The organism is Paraburkholderia sp. CNPSo 3274, assembly GCF_024206475.1.
Taxonomy (GTDB): Bacteria; Pseudomonadota; Gammaproteobacteria; order Burkholderiales; family Burkholderiaceae; genus Paraburkholderia.
Genome location: NZ_JAMBPR010000019.1, coordinates 96,702 through 114,535, shown reverse-complemented (window position 1 = coordinate 114,535; position 17,834 = coordinate 96,702). Strand labels below are relative to the sequence as shown.

The following is a 17,834-nucleotide window of genomic DNA, read 5'->3' as shown; positions in this document are numbered from 1 at the left end:
ATGCAACGCCCGGCGCCCGCGAGCATTCGTGCCCATTTCCTCCCGCCGAGGGCGCACTCTGAGCGCCCTCTCATGCCTGCCGCCGTCACGCGCGCTGTTGTACCCGCTCCACGCTCACGACGGCTTTTCTGCGCTCGACGGACAATTGTTTACAATCGCGCCCGTAGCCACGCGCTACGGCGTGCGCGCGCGTGCATGGGCACGTCAAGGGCCTGCCGGCGCCAGCTACACGCAAGAAACCACACAAACAAGCAGCGAACAACCCGCTCGACTCTCAAGGGCCCGATCTTCATGGACGCCATCAAACGCTATTTCGGTTTCGAAGAAGCAGGCACCAACCTGCGCACCGAAGTGCTCGCCGGTATCACCACTTTCCTCACGATGGCTTACATCATCTTCGTGAATCCGGCCATTCTCGGCGACGCCGGCATGCCAAAGGAAAGCGTATTCGTCGCCACCTGCCTCGTCGCGGCGCTCGCCTCGCTCGTCATGGGCCTCTACGCGAACTACCCCATCGCGCTCGCGCCCGGCATGGGCCTGAACGCGTATTTCGCCTATACGGTCGTAAAGGGCATGGGCTTCACGTGGCAGGCCGCGCTCGGCGCGGTGTTCATCTCCGGGTGCCTGTTCTTCATCGTCACGCTGCTGCGCGTGCGCGAAGCCATCGTCAATGGCATCCCGCATTCGATCCGCGTGTCGATCACAGCGGGTATCGGTCTCTTCCTCGCCATCATCTCGCTCAAGACGTCGGGCGTGGTGGTCGGCAGCCCAGCCACGCTCGTCGAACTCGGCAACCTGCACGATCCGCACACTATCCTCGCGATCATCGGCTTCTTCGCGATCGTCACGCTCGACGTGCTGAAGGTGCGCGGTGCGATCCTGATCGGCATTGTCGGCGTCACGGTCCTGTCGTTCTTCTTCGGCGGCAACCAGTTCCACGGCATCTTCTCCCCGCCGCCGTCGATCACGCCGACTTTCGCGCAACTCGACATCAAGGCGGCGCTCTCCACGGGCGTGCTCAACGTGGTGCTCGTGTTCTTCCTCGTCGAGCTGTTCGATGCGACCGGCACGCTGATGGGCGTGGCCAACCGCGCTGGCCTGCTCGTGCACGGCAAGATGCACCGCCTGAACCGCGCGCTGCTTGCGGATAGCACCGCGATTCTCGCGGGCTCGATTCTCGGCACCTCGTCGACCACGGCGTATATCGAAAGCGCCTCGGGCGTGCAAGCGGGCGGCCGCACCGGCATGACGGCGCTCACCGTGGCCGTGCTGTTCCTCGCGTGCCTGTTCGTCGCGCCGCTCGCGGGCGTCGTGCCGGGCTACGCCACGGCGCCGGCGCTGCTCTACGTCTCGTGCCTGATGCTGCGCGAACTCGCCGATCTGCCCTGGGACGACGCTACCGAAGTCGTGCCCGCCGCCCTCACGGCGCTTGTCATGCCGTTCACCTACTCGATCGCCAATGGCGTGGCGTTCGGCTTCATCTCGTATGCGGGTCTGAAGCTCCTCACGGGGCGTGTGCGCGACGTGAAGCTGATCGTGTGGATCATCGCCGCCGTGTTCCTGTTCCGGTTCTTCTATCTCGGCAACGCGTAAAAGCAAAAGGGTGGCTTCGCGCCACCCTTTTTGGTTTAGCGGGCGGTTCGCCAGCAACGCGCCTCTTTTCACCGCCGCCACCCCGCAAATCAAACTTCGCAGCCGCATAGCTGCCCCGCACGGCGCGTCGTCCTTATCATAGGAAGATATCTCCAGATCCCCGCACACAGGAGCCGCCACGTGGCAACTTACCCCGCCGCAACCGAACGCTACACGAAGACCGCCATCTTCTTTCACTGGGTCATCTTCCTGCTCGTCGCGCTCGCCTATCTCGCGATCGAGGTGCGCGGCCCCAAGGGCACGGACAGCCGCGCGTTCTGGAGCAACGTGCATTTCTGGGCGGGCTCGCTCGTGCTCGCGCTCGCCGTGCTGCGCCTCGCGTGGCGTCTTTGGCGCGGCGCGCCCGCGGACATCGACTCGAACGCATTGCTGTCGTTTCTCTCGCGCCTCGTGCATCTCGCGCTTTATCTGTTCATCTTCGTGCAACCGCTCCTGGGCATCTTGATGATCAACGCCGGCGGCCATCCGGTCACGCTCGCGGGGCTCGATCTGCAGATCACACTCGTCGGCCCAGACCCGGCTGCGCGCCAGTTCCTCAAGGATGCGCACGTGCTGATCGGCAATCTGTTCTATTGGGTGATCGGGCTGCATGCGCTCGCGGCTATCGCGCATCACGTCGTATTCCGCGATAACACGCTGCGCCGCATCATCTAGCGGCAAGGCGGCACACGCGTAAACGAAAGCCGCGCCCCAACGGGCGCGGCAAGAAAATTCTGTTGAACGGAAAGCGCCCGCGACTTGCGGGCGCTTTTGTGTTGACTACGCGCTGGCGTGGGCCTGCACGAAACGCACGTAGCCGCTGCGCAGCACGAGACACTGCGCACGTGTTTCGGAGAGCAAACGGCGCGCGCAAGCTTCGATGCGGTCGCGATGATGGTCGAACGCGCTGAGCATATCTTCGGCGCGCGGCGAAGCCGCCCCGAAGTGATCCTCCAGCGCCGCCGCCGTGATCAGACACTCCACCCGCTCGCCATCGATCATCGCCGGAAACGCCAAGGTCAGGTCTGGGCCCGAATACTCGGGCACCTCATTCGGAAACATGATCTGCATGGGGGGTCGCCTTTGGTGGAGGGTGAAAAGGCCGCGTTCAACCTTCCTCGGGCCGCCCCAGCCTGGTGCCTGGGAACACCCCGATCCGGCACGCGCGGATCAACATCGACCATCGCGAACGACACGTTCGCGCAGGTTGATTTGATTCACTTTAGACGACTTCCTGCCGCCCGCAAGGTCGACGTTGTCACACACCTGAAATAGCCAGCGACGCCCTTGTCTGGTCCCCTTTTTGCGGATGCAGCATCCGCGTGCCGTTGCGCGCACAAACACTCTCCTACCAGCCCTGCGCCAACGCGCTGGGCCGGTTGCCGCATCGCACCATGCGCGCCGCTCGGACGCGTCAGGATTCGCGATGCCGGTGCTGATCGAGATGTTCGAGGTCTTTCGGGTGCAGGGTGAGCATCACCACGAACGCGACGATCCCAAGGGCCACGGTCACCATTCCGGACAGCACGACGTTGTTCTCGTCGAAGATCAATCCATCAATCGCATACCCGAGGCCAAAGAGCGCAACGAACGTGGCGAGCACCGCCACCAGGATCCTCAATTCGCCGTGCACCATGACGGACTCCGCTGCGGAGCGGGCGGCGCAGTTGCGAACCGCAGTTGCCAACAACGCCCGCCGCCGGGGGCGCGACACGAATGCGCCCTCACCTTCATCATGGCACCCGCGCCAGTAAACTCAAGGCGTAGTTGGGGTGGCCCCGCCGCGGCTTCAACCCGGCTTCAACCCGAATTGGCAGCCGCCGCGTATCCTGTACCATGAACTGCCCCAGAGGCGCCGCTCGCGCACTTGCCATGCTGCGCCGCAGCGTAGCGCCCAAAACGACTGGAGACACGAGTGACCCGACGCCCCGTCACGCCGCACGACGCGGCCCGCGCGGACGCCATCGCGCAGGCTCATGCGCGCTCGCGCGCACTCGGGCTGCGCGCCACCGAGGCGCCCGAATTCGACGCGCTGGCCGCCGCCGACCTGCGCGAGCTGATCGACACGAACCGCACGCTCTATCACCAGGCGCGGCCCGTCATGGACGTCCTGCACGCGCAGATCGTCGATACGCAGAGCATGGTGCTGCTCACCGATCGCAACGGCGTGATCCTCCATAGCTTCGCCGACAGTGACTTTGTCGAGAAAGCGCACCGCGTCGCGCTGCGCCCGGGCGTTTCGTGGGCCGAGCAGCATCGCGGCACGAATGCCATCGGCACGGCGCTCGTGGAAGGCCAGCCAACCACGGTGCATGCGGGCGAGCACTTTTTGCGCGCCAATCACATCCTCACTTGCTCTTGCGCGCCGATCGCGGATCCGTACGGGCGCACGCTCGGCGCACTCGACGTGAGCGGCGAGTCGCGCGGTTTTCACAAGCACACGCTCGCGCTCGTGCGCATGTCGGCGCAGATGATCGAGAACCATCTGTTCAACACCGAATTCGCCGAAGCCATCCGGCTCCAGTTTCATGCGCGTGCGGAATTCATCGGTACGCTCTACGAAGGATTGGCCGCATTCTCAGCCGACGGCACGCTGCTCTGCGCAAACCGCAGCGCCCTGTTCCAGTTCGGCGCGCCGCTCGCCGAGCTGCAGCAGCGCGAGTTCGCAGCGCTCTTCGGCCAGCCGTTCACGGCGTTCATGCAACAGCTCATGCGCGCGAGTGGCGAGCCGCTCACGCTCACACTGCCAAGCGGCGTGCGCGTGATCGCGCGTGCCACGCCCGGCGCAGCCACGTCGGGCGTCGCTACGTCGGGCGTCGCTACGTTCGCGCGCACCGCCGTACCTGAAACGTCCCGCTCGCCATACACGCCTGCGCCCGCCCAGGCGAAAGCGCCCAACGCCACCGACACCACGCCGCAACCCACGCTCGCCGAACTCGACACCGGCGACGAGCGGCTCGCCGCCGCCCTGCAGCGCGTGGCGCGCGTGCGCGGCCGCGACATTCCCGTACTCGTGCTCGGCCGCACCGGCACCGGCAAGGAATGGCTCGCACGGGCGCTGCATCGCGATTCGCCGCGCCGCGACGGGCCGTTCGTCGCGCTCAACTGCGCCGCACTGCCCGACACGCTGATCGAAGCGGAGCTGTTCGGCTACGAGGAAGGCGCGTTCACGGGCGCGAAGCGCCGTGGCAGCGCCGGCAAGATCGCGCAAGCGCATGGCGGCACGCTCTTTCTCGACGAGATAGGTGACATGCCGCTCGCGCAGCAGGTGCGGCTCATGCGCGTGTTGCAGGAGCGCGCCGTCGTGCCGCTCGGCGGGACGCGCGCGGTACCGGTGGATTTGCGCATCGTGTGCGCGACGCACCGCGATCTGCGCGCGATGATCGCCGAAGGCACGTTCCGCGAAGATCTCTACTACCGCATCAACGGCCTCGTCGTCACGCTGCCGGCGCTGGCCGAGCGCACCGACCTCGACGCGCTCGTCGCCCGCATGCTCGAGCTCGTGCGGCGCGAGGTGCCGGGCGCGCCCGCTCGTCTCACGCCGGCCGTTCGGGCGTGCTTCGCGCGCTGCCGCTGGCCGGGCAATCTGCGTCAGCTCGCGAGCGTGCTGCGCACGGCCGCGATCATGGCCGAAGGCGAGGACGCCATCGACATGGAGCATCTGCCCGAGGACCTCATGCACGATTGCGACCCCGCGAGCGAATGCGCGGAGCAGTCCGCCGGTGCCACGGCTGAAGACCAGACGGGCGACACGGAACACGAACCCGCGCGCCTTTCCGTCTGGCAATCGCGGCTCATCGAAGAGACCCTCGCGCGCCACAGCGGTAACGTTTCGGCGGCGGCTCGCGAACTCGGGCTCGCGCGCAACACGGTCTATCGGCATCTGCGTCAGCGCCGCTGAGCGCACTGGCCGGGCGGGATCGAGGCGCGGCTTCTGGCCACAGCGGCGCCAGGGTAAGCTTGACGGATCGCTTCCCGCACCGCGCCCCATGGCCTCCGCTCAGGAAATCAGCCGCTTCCGGCGCAATCTCGCCGACGAACTCGACAGCGCCGCCGTCTACGACACGCTATCCGCGGTCGAGAAAGACGACGAGCGCCGCCGCATCTTCGCCGAACTCGCCGCTTCCGAGCGCGAGCACGCGAGCGTCTGGCGCGAGAAGCTCGCGGCCAACGGCGTCACGCCCCGGCCGCATCGGCGCAGCGCAAAAACGCGCTTGCTGCAAACGCTCACGCGCACGTTTGGCCCTTCGCTCGTGCTGCCCACCGTCGCCGCCGCCGAATACGCCGACCGCGACCGCTACGCGCGCGAACCCGGAGCCGAGAAGCTTTCCGCCCAGGAGCAGCAGCACGCCACCATCGTGCAGGCGATCGTCGCGAAGAAGCGCGAGCCCGAACACGCCCACGGCGAAGCGATCGGCGCCGCCGAGTCGTGGCACAAAAGCGTGACGTCGGGCAACGACCTGCGCGCAGCGGTGCTGGGTGCGAACGACGGGCTCGTCTCGAACTTCTGCCTGATCATGGGCGTGGCGGGCGCGGGCAGCGTCAATCGCACGATCTTGCTCACGGGGCTTGCGGGCCTCGTGGCGGGCGCATGCTCCATGGCGCTCGGCGAATGGCTCTCGGTGACCAACGCGCGGGAGCTTGCGCGCACGCAACTCGCGAAGGAAGCCGACGAACTCGAGCACACGCCCGACGCCGAGCGCCACGAACTGGCGCTCATCTATCAGGCGAAGGGCATCGATCCCGAGGAAGCGCGCCGCGTGGCCGCCCAGATCATGCGCAACAAGGACGAGGCGCTCAACACGCTTGCGCGCGAGGAGCTTGGCATCGACCCTAAAGAGTTGGGCGGCAATCCGTGGTCGGCCGCTGCCGTCTCGTTTTGCCTCTTCTCGCTCGGCGCGGCGTTTCCGACCGCCCCGTTCCTGTGGGCGCACGGCGTCACGGCCATCGCGCAATCGGTCGCGCTGAGCGCGTGCGGGCTCGCCCTCGTCGGCGTGTTCACTTCGCTCTTCAACGGGCGCAGCGCAACCTTCTCGGCGTTCCGGCAGATCGTGATCGGGCTCGCCGCGGCGGCGTTCACGGCGGGCGCGGGACGGCTGCTCGGGGTGTCGCTTTCATGAGCGACATGAACCACGAAAGCATGCAGGACGACCCGCCGCACGTGCCCGTCGTCCGCGTGGAGCCGCTCGGGCGCAGCTTCGAAGCGCCGCCCGAGCTGACCTTGCTCGAAGCGGCGGCGTTCGAGGGCATCCGTCTGCCGCGCATGTGCCGCAACGGCACCTGCCGCGCCTGCCTGTGCCGAGTGGTGAGCGGCGAAGTGAGCTTCACGATCGAGTGGCCCGGATTGAGCCGCGAGGAAAAAGCCGAGGGCTATGTGCTGACCTGCGTGGCCGTCGCGCGCACGGATCTCGTGCTCGACGTGCCGGACGCGGAAGAAATGTAGCGGCTACAGGACGGGGAGCCCAAATGCGAAACGGCCCGCGAAGCAAAGTCGCGGGCCGTTTTTTATCTGCTTACTGCCGTCAGGCTTACTGACCGCCGAAATACACCGATTGCGGACCGGTGCGAGCCGCTTCCGACACGTAGCGAGCGCCCGCAACCGACGTCGAGTTGCTGACGCCACCGAACGAGCCATCGGTCTGGGCGACAGGCGCGGCCGTCTGGGTGGCGACTGCAGCCTGATTGCGGCTCGTTTGCTGGAATTCGACGAGTTGCGCGCGCACTTGCTCGCGGGTCAGACCTTGGTCGGCCTGAGCGAAAGCGGCTAGCGGAGCAGCCAGAGCAACGGTAAGGGCAACAGCCTTGAGAAGCGACTTCATGATTACAACCTCCGGAATTATTTAACGTCGATGCGCAACGACGGTGCATACCCTGTCGTGCTCGGCCGGCTCGCTGCGACTCGCCGCATCGGCTGGCTGTGAGTGGATTCTAGGCAAGCGCCCCGGCCGGATACAGACCGATTCGGGCGAATTGGAATTGCGGATTTCGCAATAATCCGATGAGAATTTAGGGCCAGGCAATCTGCGGCCTTCTCGCCTTATTGCAAGCGTGTGGCGCAATACTTCAGGAGATTTCACGCTCGATTGTTGTCCTCAGGAGAACACTGAATTCGTTTTCTAAGTATTTACCCTGACCCTCCGACCACATACATTGTTGACATGGGCCACGCCGATGCGATGGCTCCTCACAAAAAACATCGGAGGTTCGTCATGAAGTCGTTTCTGAAGGCAGCTGTGCTCGCCGCCATTGTTACCGTGCCCGCCGCTGCGTTCGCGCAGGCACAACCCCAGCAACAACCCGTGACCCGCGCCGAAGTTCGCGCCGATCTCGCGCAACTGCGCGCCGCCGGCTACGATCCGAGCGACTGGATGCACTACCCGGAAAACATTCAGGCTGCCGAAGCCAAGGTCGCAACGCAGCGCGCTACGGCTTACGGCCCTTCGACGAACGGAACGTCGCAGTCGAGCCAGTAAGTTTCGCGACAACCCCGGCTGCGACGCCGGGTTCTCGCGCAAAGCATCAGGCCCGCCCTCGTGAGAGTGGCGGGCCTGATTCGTTTTGAAACGGATTTCCCGCCTCCGCGCGGATCATGGAGCGCCACGGAACCGCGCCAGTGTGCGCGGCGAGCCCGCATCAACGGCCGCCACCCGGTCCGCCGCCACCGTGACCGCCACCGCCGGGGCCGGGGCCGCCTCCATGACTACCGCCCGGCGGCCCCCACGGTCCGCCGTGTCCACCGCCGTGACCGCCCGGACCGCCACCGTGCCAACCACCACCGCCGCCGTGCCAGTCCCCGCCGTGATAATCGCGACCGCCGCCACCGCCCCAGACGCCGATGTTCACGCTGCCATATACCGGCGCATAGCCCGGCGCGTAGCCGCTGTAATAACCGGTGGAGTACGGCTGGCCGTAGCCGCCGTAGCCATAGTCGTAGCCGGGTGCCACCGCACACCCGGCAAGAAGCGCGATGGCGCCCATCGTGAGAACGAACTTGAACATAGCCAACTCTCCTTTCCATTTGTAAGAAAGAAGAATCGGCGTTAAGTTCTTACAGAATTGTGAGCACGGGTTACCGCTGTAACGCGGAACACGCCTCTAGGCGGCGCGCAGGCGCCCACTCCGAGATTTAGCCGCGGCGACCGAGCGCGTCCTCTATTTTCCGGTCGGTCTTGTACTGGCTGAGCGAATACATGGCCCAGATCGCGGCCGGAATCCAGCCGATCAGCGTGATCTGCAGGATCAGGCAGACGATGCCTGCAATCGGACGCCCAATGGTGAAGAACAGGAGCCAGGGCAAGATCAGCGCAATCAGTAAACGCATTCGGCGAAACCTCTAAAGCGTGGAAAAGACGAGTGTGAAAAGAATCAGTTGACGGGCGCGAAGCGCGGCACGCGTCCGCCTTCATACTCGACGAGTTCGAAGAACACGGTGGAGGGTCGCGTCCAGATCGTACCGTTCGCAGCGCGATACACGATCATCGTGACGGAAGGATCCGACTCGAGCGTCGCCTCGCAAACCAGTTCGTAAATGCCACCCTTGTAGTGCCTGTAGCGCACCATCGTGTTCCCCTCTTCGAGTGCGCAAGCCGTCCCTGCGCGACTGCGCCAGTGTAACAAGGGAAAGCGGCGCGCGGACCCGTGTAGCGGACGCCAGCAGGCAATGTTCAGCGTAACGTCACTTCGCGCGCCGCCGCGCCGGACGCGTATCGGCGGCAGCCGGCGCTTCGCCGCAAATCAGCGCGACGCCCGCCATCGCCATGGCGCGAAGCGAGGCCCGCGAATCGCCGGCCCGCGCGCGCAGCGCCATGCTGTGCAATAGCGCGGAGGCGAGGCGCGCCAGCATCGGCGCGCTAGCATCGGGTGGCAGCTCGCCTTGCGCGAGCGCCGCGCGCAAGCGCCGCTCGAACGCCTTGTCGAAGGTGCGCAATCCTGCGGCAAGACGCTCGCGTACCGCGTCGTCGTTGACGGCTTCCACCGCCGCCGTGCCGATCAGCAAGCAGCCGCGCGCCGCGTCGTGCGCCGGCAAATACCAGCCGAGCGCGCCGTCGAATACACGCATCAGCGCTTCGCGCAGCGGCAATGCGCTGTCCAGCGCGGACTCCATCGCCGTGCGCCCCGCTTCCACGTAACGCTCCATGGTCTGCAGATAGAGCGCGTGCTTGTCGCCGAATGCGCCATAGAGGCTCGGCCGGTTCATGCCGGTCGCCTCGCTCAGGTCGTCGAGCGATGTGCCTGCGTAGCCATTGCGCCAGAACGTATCGCGCGCGCGGGCGAGCGCCTCTTCCGGATCGTAGGCGCGCGGACGTCCACGCGGACGGCTATCCTTTTTTGTACTGGATTGCATAAAAATATCGGATCGGCAATTTTTGTTCACTATAGTACAAAAATCAGAAAAGCCCGAAAACCCGCAAAGGAGGATGACGATGGATCTGTATTTCGCCCCGCTGGCGTGCTCGCTTGCCACGCGCATCGCGCTCTACGAGGCAGGCGCGCAGGCACGCTACATCCAGGTCGATACGCTCACGAAGCAGCTCGCCGAAGGCGGCGACTTCTTCGCCGTCAACGCACTTGGCCAGGTGCCGGTGCTGCGCGAGGAGGACGGCTGGACGCTCACCGAAAACTCGGCGGTGCTGCCGTGGGTGGCCGACCGTTATCCCGAAGCGCGGCTCGCGCCGCCAGCGGGCACGCGCGAGCGCGCGCGCCTGCAGCAATGGCTGGGCTTCATCGGCACCGAACTGCACAAGGCTGTGTTCGTGCCGCTGCTCGGCAAGGACGTGGACGATGCCGTCAAGGCCTATGCGCGCGGCAAGATCCCGCGCCGCTTCGACTTGCTCGCGCATCATCTCGACTCGCGCACCTTTCTGCTCGACGAGTTCAGCGTGGCGGACGCTTATCTCGTGACCGTGCTGAACTGGGCGCCGTACGTGGGCATCGATGTATCGCAATGGCCGGCCATCGCGACCTACGCGCAACGCGTGCGCGAGCGGCCCGCCGTTGCGAGAGCCATCGCCGAGGAGTACGAGATCTTCAGGCGCACGCGGCACTGAGGCGCGCGAGCCGGGCATTTTTGCTCGCCAGGCAAGCGCTTTTTTGTCGTGCGATAACGTTGCGGTCGCCACATTCGCCGGAGCCGCACAATGGCCACGCTCGAAGCCTTGCGCATCGTCCTCGATGACCCGCATACGCCCGAAATCATCCGCAATCACGTCATCGACTCATTGCAGTACGCACTGCGCAATCATGGCCAGGTGTTCGCCGCGAAAGAGATCGAATGGCTCGCCACGTGGGACGATGCGCGCATTCCACTCGCGGCTTCGAAGGAGTTGCGCCGGCGCGTAGACCAGGGCTGACGCGCACCGTGCACGTTCAGCCGTTCGCGAGATCCGCGAACACAGTCTTGAGATCGCGCCCGGCGCGCGCACGCGCCTGCTGCACCACCCGCTCCTCCAGCTCGGTCAGATGCGCGCGCATCGTAGCGAGCGCCGCCGCCAGGTCCCCCGCCTCGAGCGCCTCGATGATCTGCGCGTGCTCGTCGGGCGCGCACATCGACGCCTTCGACGGATCGAACAAGGCCTTGTACAGCTCCGTTTTCGCAACCAGTTGCGCCAGCGCTTCCACGAGCGCGGCGCCGCCCGCCTGCTCGGTGAGCAGCAGATGGAACTGCCCCGCGAGGCGCACCGCTTCGTCCACGCGCGCCTCGCGCAACGCCTTCTTCTCGCTGCGCACATGGGCAGCGAGCTTGCGCCGCATCGCGGCGTCGAGCGTGCCGCACAGGCTCACCATCACACCCGCTTCGGCCACCTGGCGAGCGCGGTACACGGCGCGTATGTCGTCCTCCGAGGGCGATGGCACGAACGCGCCGCGATTGGGTTCGAGCACGAGCCTGCCCTCGAAGCCGAGGCGCGCCAGCACCTTGCGCAACGCGCCGCGCGTGCAGCCGAACGCCGCCGCGAGTTCGCGCTCCACCAGTTGCTGGCCAGGCGCGAGCTTGCCTTCCAGCAGCGCGGAAGAAATCGACGCATAGACATGCGCCTCGACATCGGACGGTTCGTCGGTATCGCGGGGCGGAACGAGGCGGGAGGATGGGGCCATGGGCAGGCGCGCTAGCTGGATCGGGTCGCTGGGTCAGGTCGCATTGTAGCGAGCGGCATGGCGAGGCGATATAGACTCGCGCCCATACTCGTTCGCCCATGCCGGACATAGCGGGCCCAGCCTGATTGTTGACAATTTTTTTATATAATGGTCAACCATACAGTAGTAAAAAGGTTGACCGCATTGAACCCTCAAAACCGTTCCCTTCGTTCCCAGACGCCGTCCGGCGAGTCGGCCAGCGTGCTCGCGTGGTATGCCGCGATCGTCGCGATCGGGCTGAATCTGCGGCCGCTGCTCACCTCGATCAGTCCGCTCATGACGACCATTCGCAACGACACCGGCCTGAGCTTCTACGGCGCGTCGCTGCTCACGAGCTTGCCCGTCGTCGCGATGGGGCTCGGCGCGTTCGGTACCGGCCTGCTCGCGCGCCGGCTCGGCGAGACGCGCGGCGTCGCGCTCGGGCTCGTGGCGATTGCCGCGGCATGCGCTGCCCGCGCGTTCGCCGCCAGCGGCGGCGCGCTCATGCTCACGGCGGCCGCGGCCGGCGCGGGCGTCGCGGCCATCCAGGCGCTGCTGCCCGCCGTCATGAAGCAACGCTTCGCTGCGCGGGTGCCGCTCGCAATGGGGCTGTTCTCGGCGTCGATCATGGGCGGCGGCGGGCTCGGCGCGAGCCTGAGCCCGCTCGTCGCGCGCCTCAGCGGTTCGTGGCATGCGGGGCTCGCCGTATGGGCGTTGCCCGCGCTGGTCGCGCTCGCGATCTGGGGGGCGCTGAACGGCGGGTTCGGCGCAGGCCAGCGCGCGCAGCCGGCCGCCACAGCGCCGTCGCAGGAGCATGCCAACGCGGCAACGGTGCCAGTCTGGCGCAAACGCCGGGCTTGGACACTCGGTCTGCATTTCGGGCTCGTCAACGGCGGCTATACGAGTCTCGTCGCGTGGCTGCCTGCCTACTATCAGCAGCATGGCGCGAGCGTCGAAGCGAGCGGCTCGCTGCTCGCCGCGATGACCGTGTTCCAGGCCGCCAGCGCACTGCTCCTGCCGCTCGCCGCGGCGGCGTTCACGGACCGGCGTCCGTGGCTCGTTCTGGGCCTGTGCGGCCAGCTAGTCGGCGTGATCGGCCTCGCCGCGTGGCCCGAGGCCGCGCCACTGCTGTGGGTCGCGGCGGCGGGGGCGGGGCTCGGCGGCACGTTCTCGGTCACGCTCGTCACCGCCCTCGACCATAGCGCGGACCACCGCGTGGCCGCGCGCCTCGTCGCCTTCATCCAGGGTCTGGGCTTCGTGATCGCCGCGCTCGCCCCCATCGTGGCCGGCCGCGTGCGCGACCTCACGGGCGGCTTTACGGGCGCGTGGATCATGCTCGCCTTATCGATCAGCGCGATGATCGTGCTCACGCTCGCGTTCTCGCCGCGCAGCTACGGGCGCTGGCTCGGCGCCCACGGCCCAGGTGTGGACGGGGCGATCGCGAAAAGCCGGGCCGCGCTCGACGCCTGAGCCCCCCGCAAACATCAGATTGAGCACCGGCGCAAGCCCCGCACGGCGCCCCGCCGGAGCGCGGCGCACCCATGCAACACATCGCCCGCAGCGCGTCGTGAAACGTTTGCATAAGCGCCTGTATGAATGTACAGTGCGTGCAGCCGGCCGTCCGTGCCGCCCGGTCGCCGTACCGGGTGACGCCGCCCCATTGCGCCCCGGTGCTTGGCGCGGCCCCGGTCTGTACATCGAAACGGAGAACACGACGTGCGATTCTTCATCACGGGGACCTTGCTGGGCGTCCTCGCGTCCACCGCGATCGCCGGGGAACACTACATCGAGATATGGAATCCGCCGGAAGCGCGCACGCCCTCGGCGCATGCGAGCAATGCCGGCAAGAAGGCGCATCACGGCACGAAGCACAAGCTTGCCTCCGCAGACAAGCTCACCACACGCAAGATCGCCGAACCGGCCATGCGTGCTCCCGCACCCACGCTGCCGGCCACGCCGGGCGCCCCGGTGCGCACCGCGCCTGGCAATGGGACCCTGCCCGAAATTCCGCCGCAAATCGGCCCCGACGGCAACGTGCTGACGGTGTGAGCTAGCGCGTGGCCGCAGTAAGCGGCACAAAGCACGACACACAGCGCGGCACGACGCTGCCGCGATCACGGCCTCGAAGACCCCCGAAACGCCGCCCGTTCCCGTCTCCAGAAAAAAATAGCCCCGTCACCGGAAAAGTGCGGGGCCGAATCCCATGTCAAGGAGATGTCATGGAGGAGACGGTTTCATCTTAGCCACGGCCCGCCGCGTGTCCAACCAATGGTTTCGCATATGCATTTCGGGCCGCATGGCGCAGCGCAACGTAGCGCTGCCGGCATATGGATAGAACAAAAAGTCGTTTCGCGCCGCGCGGCGCGCTCTCTAAGATGACCCATTCCAGCCTTCCAGGCGTCGTGGCTGCGTTGCCCGATCACGCACGAGCCAGGTCTCATCGCATTTCAGGGAGCCTCCCTTGAGCATTTCCGATTCGCAACGCCGCCCGCTCGTGGTGGGCATCGGCGGCACTACGCGCGCCGCCTCGTCGACCGAGCGCGCGCTCGCTTTCGCGCTGCGCGGCGCCGAAGACACCGGCGCGCGCACGCAACTGTTCGGCGGCACGTTCCTGCACACGCTGCCGCACTACGCGCCCGAGGATCCTGCTCGCACCGACGCCCAGCTCCAGCTGATCGAAGCCGTGCGCGCCGCCGACGCCGTCATCATCGCGACGCCCGGCTATCACGGCGGTGTATCCGGGCTCGTGAAGAACGCGCTCGACACGCTCGAAGAACTGCGTGCCGACAACCGCCCATATCTGGACGGCCGCGCAGTGGGCTGCATCGTCACGGCCTATGGCTGGCAAGCCGCGGGCTCGGTGCTGACCTCGCTGCGCTCGATCGTGCACGCGCTGCGGGGCTGGCCAACGCCGTTCGGCGCGGGCATCAACACGCTGGAGACGCGCTTCGAGAGCGCGCAGCAGTGCTCCGACGCGAAGGTCGCCGAACAGCTCGCAACGGTCGGCCGCCAGGCGGCGCAGTTCGCGCTCGCGTTCGGCGGCCAAGGCCAGGAACGACACGCAGCACCGCTTGCAAGCGCCTTGAACAGCGTCGGCGGCGCGCAGGCCGCCAACGCGCCGCGCACCGAAAAGCGACTGAGCCTCGCTGTCTGACACGCTGCCGACCTCTCCGACTTGCCCACCCGCACGCCGTCGAGCGCGCGGGGCGGGAAACGTTCCCTAACCCACATTGCCGGCGTCGCGCGGCGCACATCGCGTGCGCCATCCCACAGACGCCGCATATCGGCCGGTCCACATTGAAGCCGGATTCACCCCTCGCCTCATCCGGATCATTCTGCTGACCGTTCCAGGCCACACGTGATTTGCTTGCGACGAATGATTGGTTCCATCGGCACACGGCGGCCCGTACGCTGGTCCGTGCCGGCGCACTGAGTGGACAGCAAAACACACGCGCCACTCTGAAAGAGAACTCGAGCAAATCAGCAGTAGATCAGCAGGAAGCGCGGCCATGAACACACCATTACGCTACAAAGGCTACGTCGTCGCCCCCAGCGCGCAGCAGCTCCCGAACGGCCTTTTCGCCGCCAATCTCACCATTCGCACGCAGCCGGGCGCGCAGCATTCGTTCGACGAACTCGATTACTTCTTCGAAGAAAGGCACGCGCTCGCCTACGCCTGCCGCTGGGCGCGCATGTGGATCGACCAGCAGCGCCGCTGCGCGTAAGGGCGCATGCTTCCTTACGGTTGTGACAGAATAGGAGTCATACCCCTTTCACATTAGATGCTCATGTCCGAAACCCTGACGCATCCGGACGAAGGCGCAGCCTTCATCTCCGAGCAGGACGCCGCGCTGCGGCGTTGGACTCACGACGCGCCAGGGCCCATCAAAATCGGATCGGACGAACACCGCAAGATGTTCTGCCGGATGCTGCTCGACAGTCACGATCCGTACCGCCCCGCCGTGCTCGACTGCCCAAAGCTCGCGCCCGACGCGCTCAGCCGTCTCACGTTGGGTGGCGCAGGCCGTGGCACTCCGTGCACGTGGCCGCTATCTGGTTCATGCTGGTGTGGGAGCGGCTCGCTATCGCGCGTGGCATCGACGCCAGTGGCAACGCGCGCGACTCGAACTTCCTGCCCTCGAACCGCGAGGTGCTGGGCGACTCGCTCGAACCGTGCGAAACGATCGAACTCTGCCTCGAGGAAAACGACGCGCGCCTCTTGCAGCCAGCGCTCGTGCCCACGCTCGCACGCTTTGCGCTGCGCCTCCTGAACAAGTAGCGCCACAACGCAAGACACGCGCAACCCGCGCGTAACCTGCAGCAACGCGGCGCGCGCGTTGTTAGCATGGCTTCATAGCCGCACGAGGAGAACCCTGCATGACCTGGACTGTCGACCAGCAACTGGCACTGAGCGCGACGCAAGCCGTCGAGGCCATTCAAGCGGGGCAACTGAAGGCCGCCGACTACGTCGCCACGTTGCTCGCGCGCGCGCAGGCGCTCTCCAACCTCAACGCGCTAACCGTGCTCGACGTGGAAGGTGCGCTCGCCGCCGCGCAGCGCATCGACTCGCTCGGCGCAAACGAGCGCGCGCGTCTGCCGCTCGCCGGGCTGCCCATGGTCGTGAAGGACAACATCAATACGCGCGGCCTGCAAACCTCGGCGGCCACACCCGCGCTCGAAGGCTTCGTGCCCGCACGTCACGCGCCTTCCGTGCAGCGTCTCGTCGATGCCGGCGCGATCCTGCTCGGCAAGGCCAACATGCACGAACTGGCATTCGGCATCACCAGCACGAACCTCGCGCCGCATGCGGGGCCCGTGCGTAACCCCTGGGATCCCGAACGAATTCCAGGCGGCTCCTCCGGCGGCACGGCGGCCGCCATTGCGGCGCGCATCGTGCCCGCCGGACTCGGCACCGACACCGGCGGCTCCACGCGCATTCCCGCCGCGCTGTGCGGCATTGTCGGCTTGCGCCCGAGCGTCGGCGACGGCGGCACGCAACGCCGCTATCACGACCCGCAGGCCGTCGTGCCGATCAGCCATACGCGCGACACGGTCGGGCCGATGGGGCGCACGGTAGCCGATGTCGCGCTGCTCGACGCTGTGATCACCGGGCACGGCCCGCTCTCGCCGGCCGCCGTGACGAATCTGCGCGTTGGCCTGCCCGCGCCGCTGTGGGAAGGTCTCGAAGCCGCGCTCGAAGACGTCGCGCGCGTCGCGCTCGCGAAGCTCGAAGCCGCGGGCGTCACGCTCGTGCCGGTCGAAATGAGCGAGCTGCTCGCGCTGAACGACCGCGTGAGCTACGCGATCGCGCTGCACGAGCCCATCGAAGATCTCGCCGCGTGGCTCGCTGCAAACCACGCGCCCGCTCAAACCGTGGCCGACGTCGCCGCGCGTATTGCGAGCCCCGACGTGCGCGCGGCCTACGACGCCGTGCTCGCCGACGCACGCGGCGGCGACTACCACGGCGCGATGACGGTGTGGCGGCCGCGCCTGCAGCAGCTCTATGCGCAGACTTTCGCAGCCAGCGGCCTCGACGCGCTGCTCTTTCCCACGACGCGGCTCGCCGCGGTGCCGATCGACGAACTGAACGGTTCGTCTCGCGTGTCGATCGACGGCGCGGCGCCGATCGACGAGATGGTGGCGTATCTGCGCAACACCGATCCCGCGAGCAACGCCGGCATTCCGGGCCTCGCGCTGCCGGCGGGCCTGGTCGACGGGCGCTTGCCAGTCGGGCTTGAACTCGACGGACCGGCCGGCGGCGACCGCAGGCTGCTCGCGATCGGTCTCGCGTTCGAAGCGATTCTGGGGACGCTGCCTGCGCCGGAGATTTGAGCGGACGGGGCGCCCTGGCAACGGGGAAGTCGCGCGGCGCATTCTTCCATCGCCGATCTTTTAATTAGCCATCCGGAATAAATAGCCTTTGCGCCGGACACCGTGCGCAGCCTGCGGCAAATAAGCGCACTCGCCACCGATACCCCGCCTCGGCCGTGGGTTCCCCGCCCGCATCGACGGACCCGAGGTGCAATTGCTGCCACAACTACGGCCCCGCCGTTACAATGAGAACAATTCTCATTCGTCGTGAGCAAGTCCCC

21 protein-coding genes and 1 pseudogene are annotated in these 17,834 nt (G+C 66.7%); 14 read left to right on the top strand and 8 right to left on the bottom strand.

The window, feature by feature from the left end; translation table 11 throughout:
- The first annotated feature begins 291 nt into the window (after positions 1-291).
- Together M3I54_RS15600 and M3I54_RS15595 are read left to right on the top strand one after the other, a co-directional pair.
- Positions 292-1,593: an NCS2 family permease gene (locus M3I54_RS15600; protein WP_254337296.1), complete on the top strand. Its 1,302-nt coding sequence runs from the start codon at positions 292-294 to the stop codon at positions 1,591-1,593.
- Between the two features lie 180 nt (positions 1,594-1,773).
- On the top strand, positions 1,774-2,307 hold the full coding sequence (locus M3I54_RS15595; RefSeq protein ID WP_254337295.1) for a cytochrome b/b6 domain-containing protein: 534 nt from the start codon (positions 1,774-1,776) through the stop codon (positions 2,305-2,307).
- Positions 2,308-2,412: 105 nt separating this feature from the next.
- Here the strand turns inward: M3I54_RS15595 and M3I54_RS15590 are convergent, their stop codons facing one another.
- Together M3I54_RS15590 and M3I54_RS15585 are read right to left on the bottom strand one after the other, a co-directional pair.
- Entirely contained in the window at positions 2,413-2,703 is a 291-nt protein-coding gene (locus M3I54_RS15590) for a DUF1488 domain-containing protein (RefSeq protein WP_028202589.1), read from the bottom strand.
- Between the two features lie 343 nt (positions 2,704-3,046).
- Positions 3,047-3,268 carry a DUF2964 family protein gene (locus M3I54_RS15585; RefSeq protein WP_254337292.1) on the bottom strand — a complete coding sequence of 74 codons (222 nt, stop codon included), beginning with the start codon at positions 3,266-3,268 and terminating at the stop codon, positions 3,047-3,049.
- A 279-nt stretch (positions 3,269-3,547) separates the two neighbouring features.
- Here M3I54_RS15585 and M3I54_RS15580 point away from each other — a divergent pair, with 279 nt between their 5' ends.
- From M3I54_RS15580 to M3I54_RS15570, 3 genes are all read left to right on the top strand, one after another.
- Complete coding sequence (locus M3I54_RS15580; RefSeq protein WP_254337290.1) at positions 3,548-5,533, top strand: sigma-54-dependent Fis family transcriptional regulator; 1,986 nt, start codon at positions 3,548-3,550, stop codon at positions 5,531-5,533.
- A gap of 88 nt (positions 5,534-5,621) precedes the next feature.
- Positions 5,622-6,752, top strand: coding sequence for a VIT1/CCC1 transporter family protein (locus tag M3I54_RS15575; protein WP_254337288.1), 1,131 nt, complete (start codon positions 5,622-5,624; stop codon positions 6,750-6,752).
- Entirely contained in the window at positions 6,749-7,075 is a 327-nt protein-coding gene (locus M3I54_RS15570) for a 2Fe-2S iron-sulfur cluster-binding protein (RefSeq protein WP_254337286.1), read from the top strand. Before M3I54_RS15575 ends, M3I54_RS15570 begins: the two co-directional genes overlap by 4 nt.
- A gap of 85 nt (positions 7,076-7,160) precedes the next feature.
- Here the strand turns inward: M3I54_RS15570 and M3I54_RS15565 are convergent, their stop codons facing one another.
- A complete protein-coding gene (locus M3I54_RS15565; protein WP_254337284.1) occupies positions 7,161-7,451 on the bottom strand; it encodes a DUF4148 domain-containing protein in 291 nt (96 codons plus the stop codon).
- Between the two features lie 390 nt (positions 7,452-7,841).
- Between M3I54_RS15565 and M3I54_RS15560 the strand changes: the two genes are divergently transcribed.
- Positions 7,842-8,105 carry a DUF4148 domain-containing protein gene (locus M3I54_RS15560; RefSeq protein ID WP_254337281.1) on the top strand — a complete coding sequence of 88 codons (264 nt, stop codon included), beginning with the start codon at positions 7,842-7,844 and terminating at the stop codon, positions 8,103-8,105.
- A 160-nt stretch (positions 8,106-8,265) separates the two neighbouring features.
- Here M3I54_RS15560 and M3I54_RS15555 read toward each other — a convergent pair whose 3' ends face one another.
- The 4 genes from M3I54_RS15555 to M3I54_RS15540 form a co-directional block, all read right to left on the bottom strand.
- The gene (locus M3I54_RS15555; protein ID WP_254337279.1) at positions 8,266-8,631 is read right to left on the bottom strand and encodes a hypothetical protein; all 366 of its coding nucleotides are present in this window, start codon (positions 8,629-8,631) and stop codon (positions 8,266-8,268) included.
- Between the two features lie 127 nt (positions 8,632-8,758).
- A complete protein-coding gene (locus tag M3I54_RS15550; protein ID WP_254337277.1) occupies positions 8,759-8,953 on the bottom strand; it encodes a YqaE/Pmp3 family membrane protein in 195 nt (64 codons plus the stop codon).
- A gap of 44 nt (positions 8,954-8,997) precedes the next feature.
- Positions 8,998-9,192 (bottom strand): DUF1653 domain-containing protein, encoded by a 195-nt coding sequence (locus M3I54_RS15545; RefSeq protein ID WP_254337275.1) that lies wholly within the window; start codon positions 9,190-9,192, stop codon positions 8,998-9,000.
- 115 nt (positions 9,193-9,307) lie between these two features.
- Positions 9,308-9,976, bottom strand: coding sequence for a TetR/AcrR family transcriptional regulator (locus M3I54_RS15540; RefSeq protein WP_254337273.1), 669 nt, complete (start codon positions 9,974-9,976; stop codon positions 9,308-9,310).
- A 79-nt stretch (positions 9,977-10,055) separates the two neighbouring features.
- Here M3I54_RS15540 and M3I54_RS15535 point away from each other — a divergent pair, with 79 nt between their 5' ends.
- Positions 10,056-10,679, top strand: a complete 624-nt coding sequence (locus tag M3I54_RS15535; RefSeq protein ID WP_254337271.1) for a glutathione binding-like protein — start codon at positions 10,056-10,058, stop codon at positions 10,677-10,679.
- Positions 10,680-10,769: 90 nt separating this feature from the next.
- The gene (locus tag M3I54_RS15530; RefSeq protein ID WP_069261722.1) at positions 10,770-10,982 is read left to right on the top strand and encodes a hypothetical protein; all 213 of its coding nucleotides are present in this window, start codon (positions 10,770-10,772) and stop codon (positions 10,980-10,982) included.
- 16 nt (positions 10,983-10,998) lie between these two features.
- Here the strand turns inward: M3I54_RS15530 and M3I54_RS15525 are convergent, their stop codons facing one another.
- The gene (locus M3I54_RS15525) at positions 10,999-11,724 is read right to left on the bottom strand and encodes a GntR family transcriptional regulator (protein WP_254337269.1); all 726 of its coding nucleotides are present in this window, start codon (positions 11,722-11,724) and stop codon (positions 10,999-11,001) included.
- Positions 11,725-11,964: 240 nt separating this feature from the next.
- On the opposite strand from M3I54_RS15525, the gene M3I54_RS15520 reads away from it, so the two are divergent.
- From M3I54_RS15520 to iaaH, 6 genes and pseudogenes are all read left to right on the top strand, one after another.
- Entirely contained in the window at positions 11,965-13,212 is a 1,248-nt protein-coding gene (locus M3I54_RS15520) for a cyanate transporter (RefSeq protein WP_254337338.1), read from the top strand.
- A gap of 246 nt (positions 13,213-13,458) precedes the next feature.
- Entirely contained in the window at positions 13,459-13,791 is a 333-nt protein-coding gene (locus M3I54_RS15515; RefSeq protein WP_254337267.1) for a hypothetical protein, read from the top strand.
- A 412-nt stretch (positions 13,792-14,203) separates the two neighbouring features.
- Positions 14,204-14,896, top strand: a complete 693-nt coding sequence (locus M3I54_RS15510) for an NADPH-dependent FMN reductase (RefSeq protein WP_254337265.1) — start codon at positions 14,204-14,206, stop codon at positions 14,894-14,896.
- A gap of 355 nt (positions 14,897-15,251) precedes the next feature.
- Positions 15,252-15,467, top strand: coding sequence for a transcriptional regulator (locus M3I54_RS15505; RefSeq protein ID WP_254337263.1), 216 nt, complete (start codon positions 15,252-15,254; stop codon positions 15,465-15,467).
- A gap of 63 nt (positions 15,468-15,530) precedes the next feature.
- Positions 15,531-16,021: pseudogene (locus tag M3I54_RS15500) on the top strand (hypothetical protein).
- Between the two features lie 98 nt (positions 16,022-16,119).
- The gene (gene iaaH / locus M3I54_RS15495) at positions 16,120-17,574 is read left to right on the top strand and encodes an indoleacetamide hydrolase (RefSeq protein ID WP_254337261.1); all 1,455 of its coding nucleotides are present in this window, start codon (positions 16,120-16,122) and stop codon (positions 17,572-17,574) included.
- The last annotated feature ends 260 nt before the right edge of the window (positions 17,575-17,834 follow it).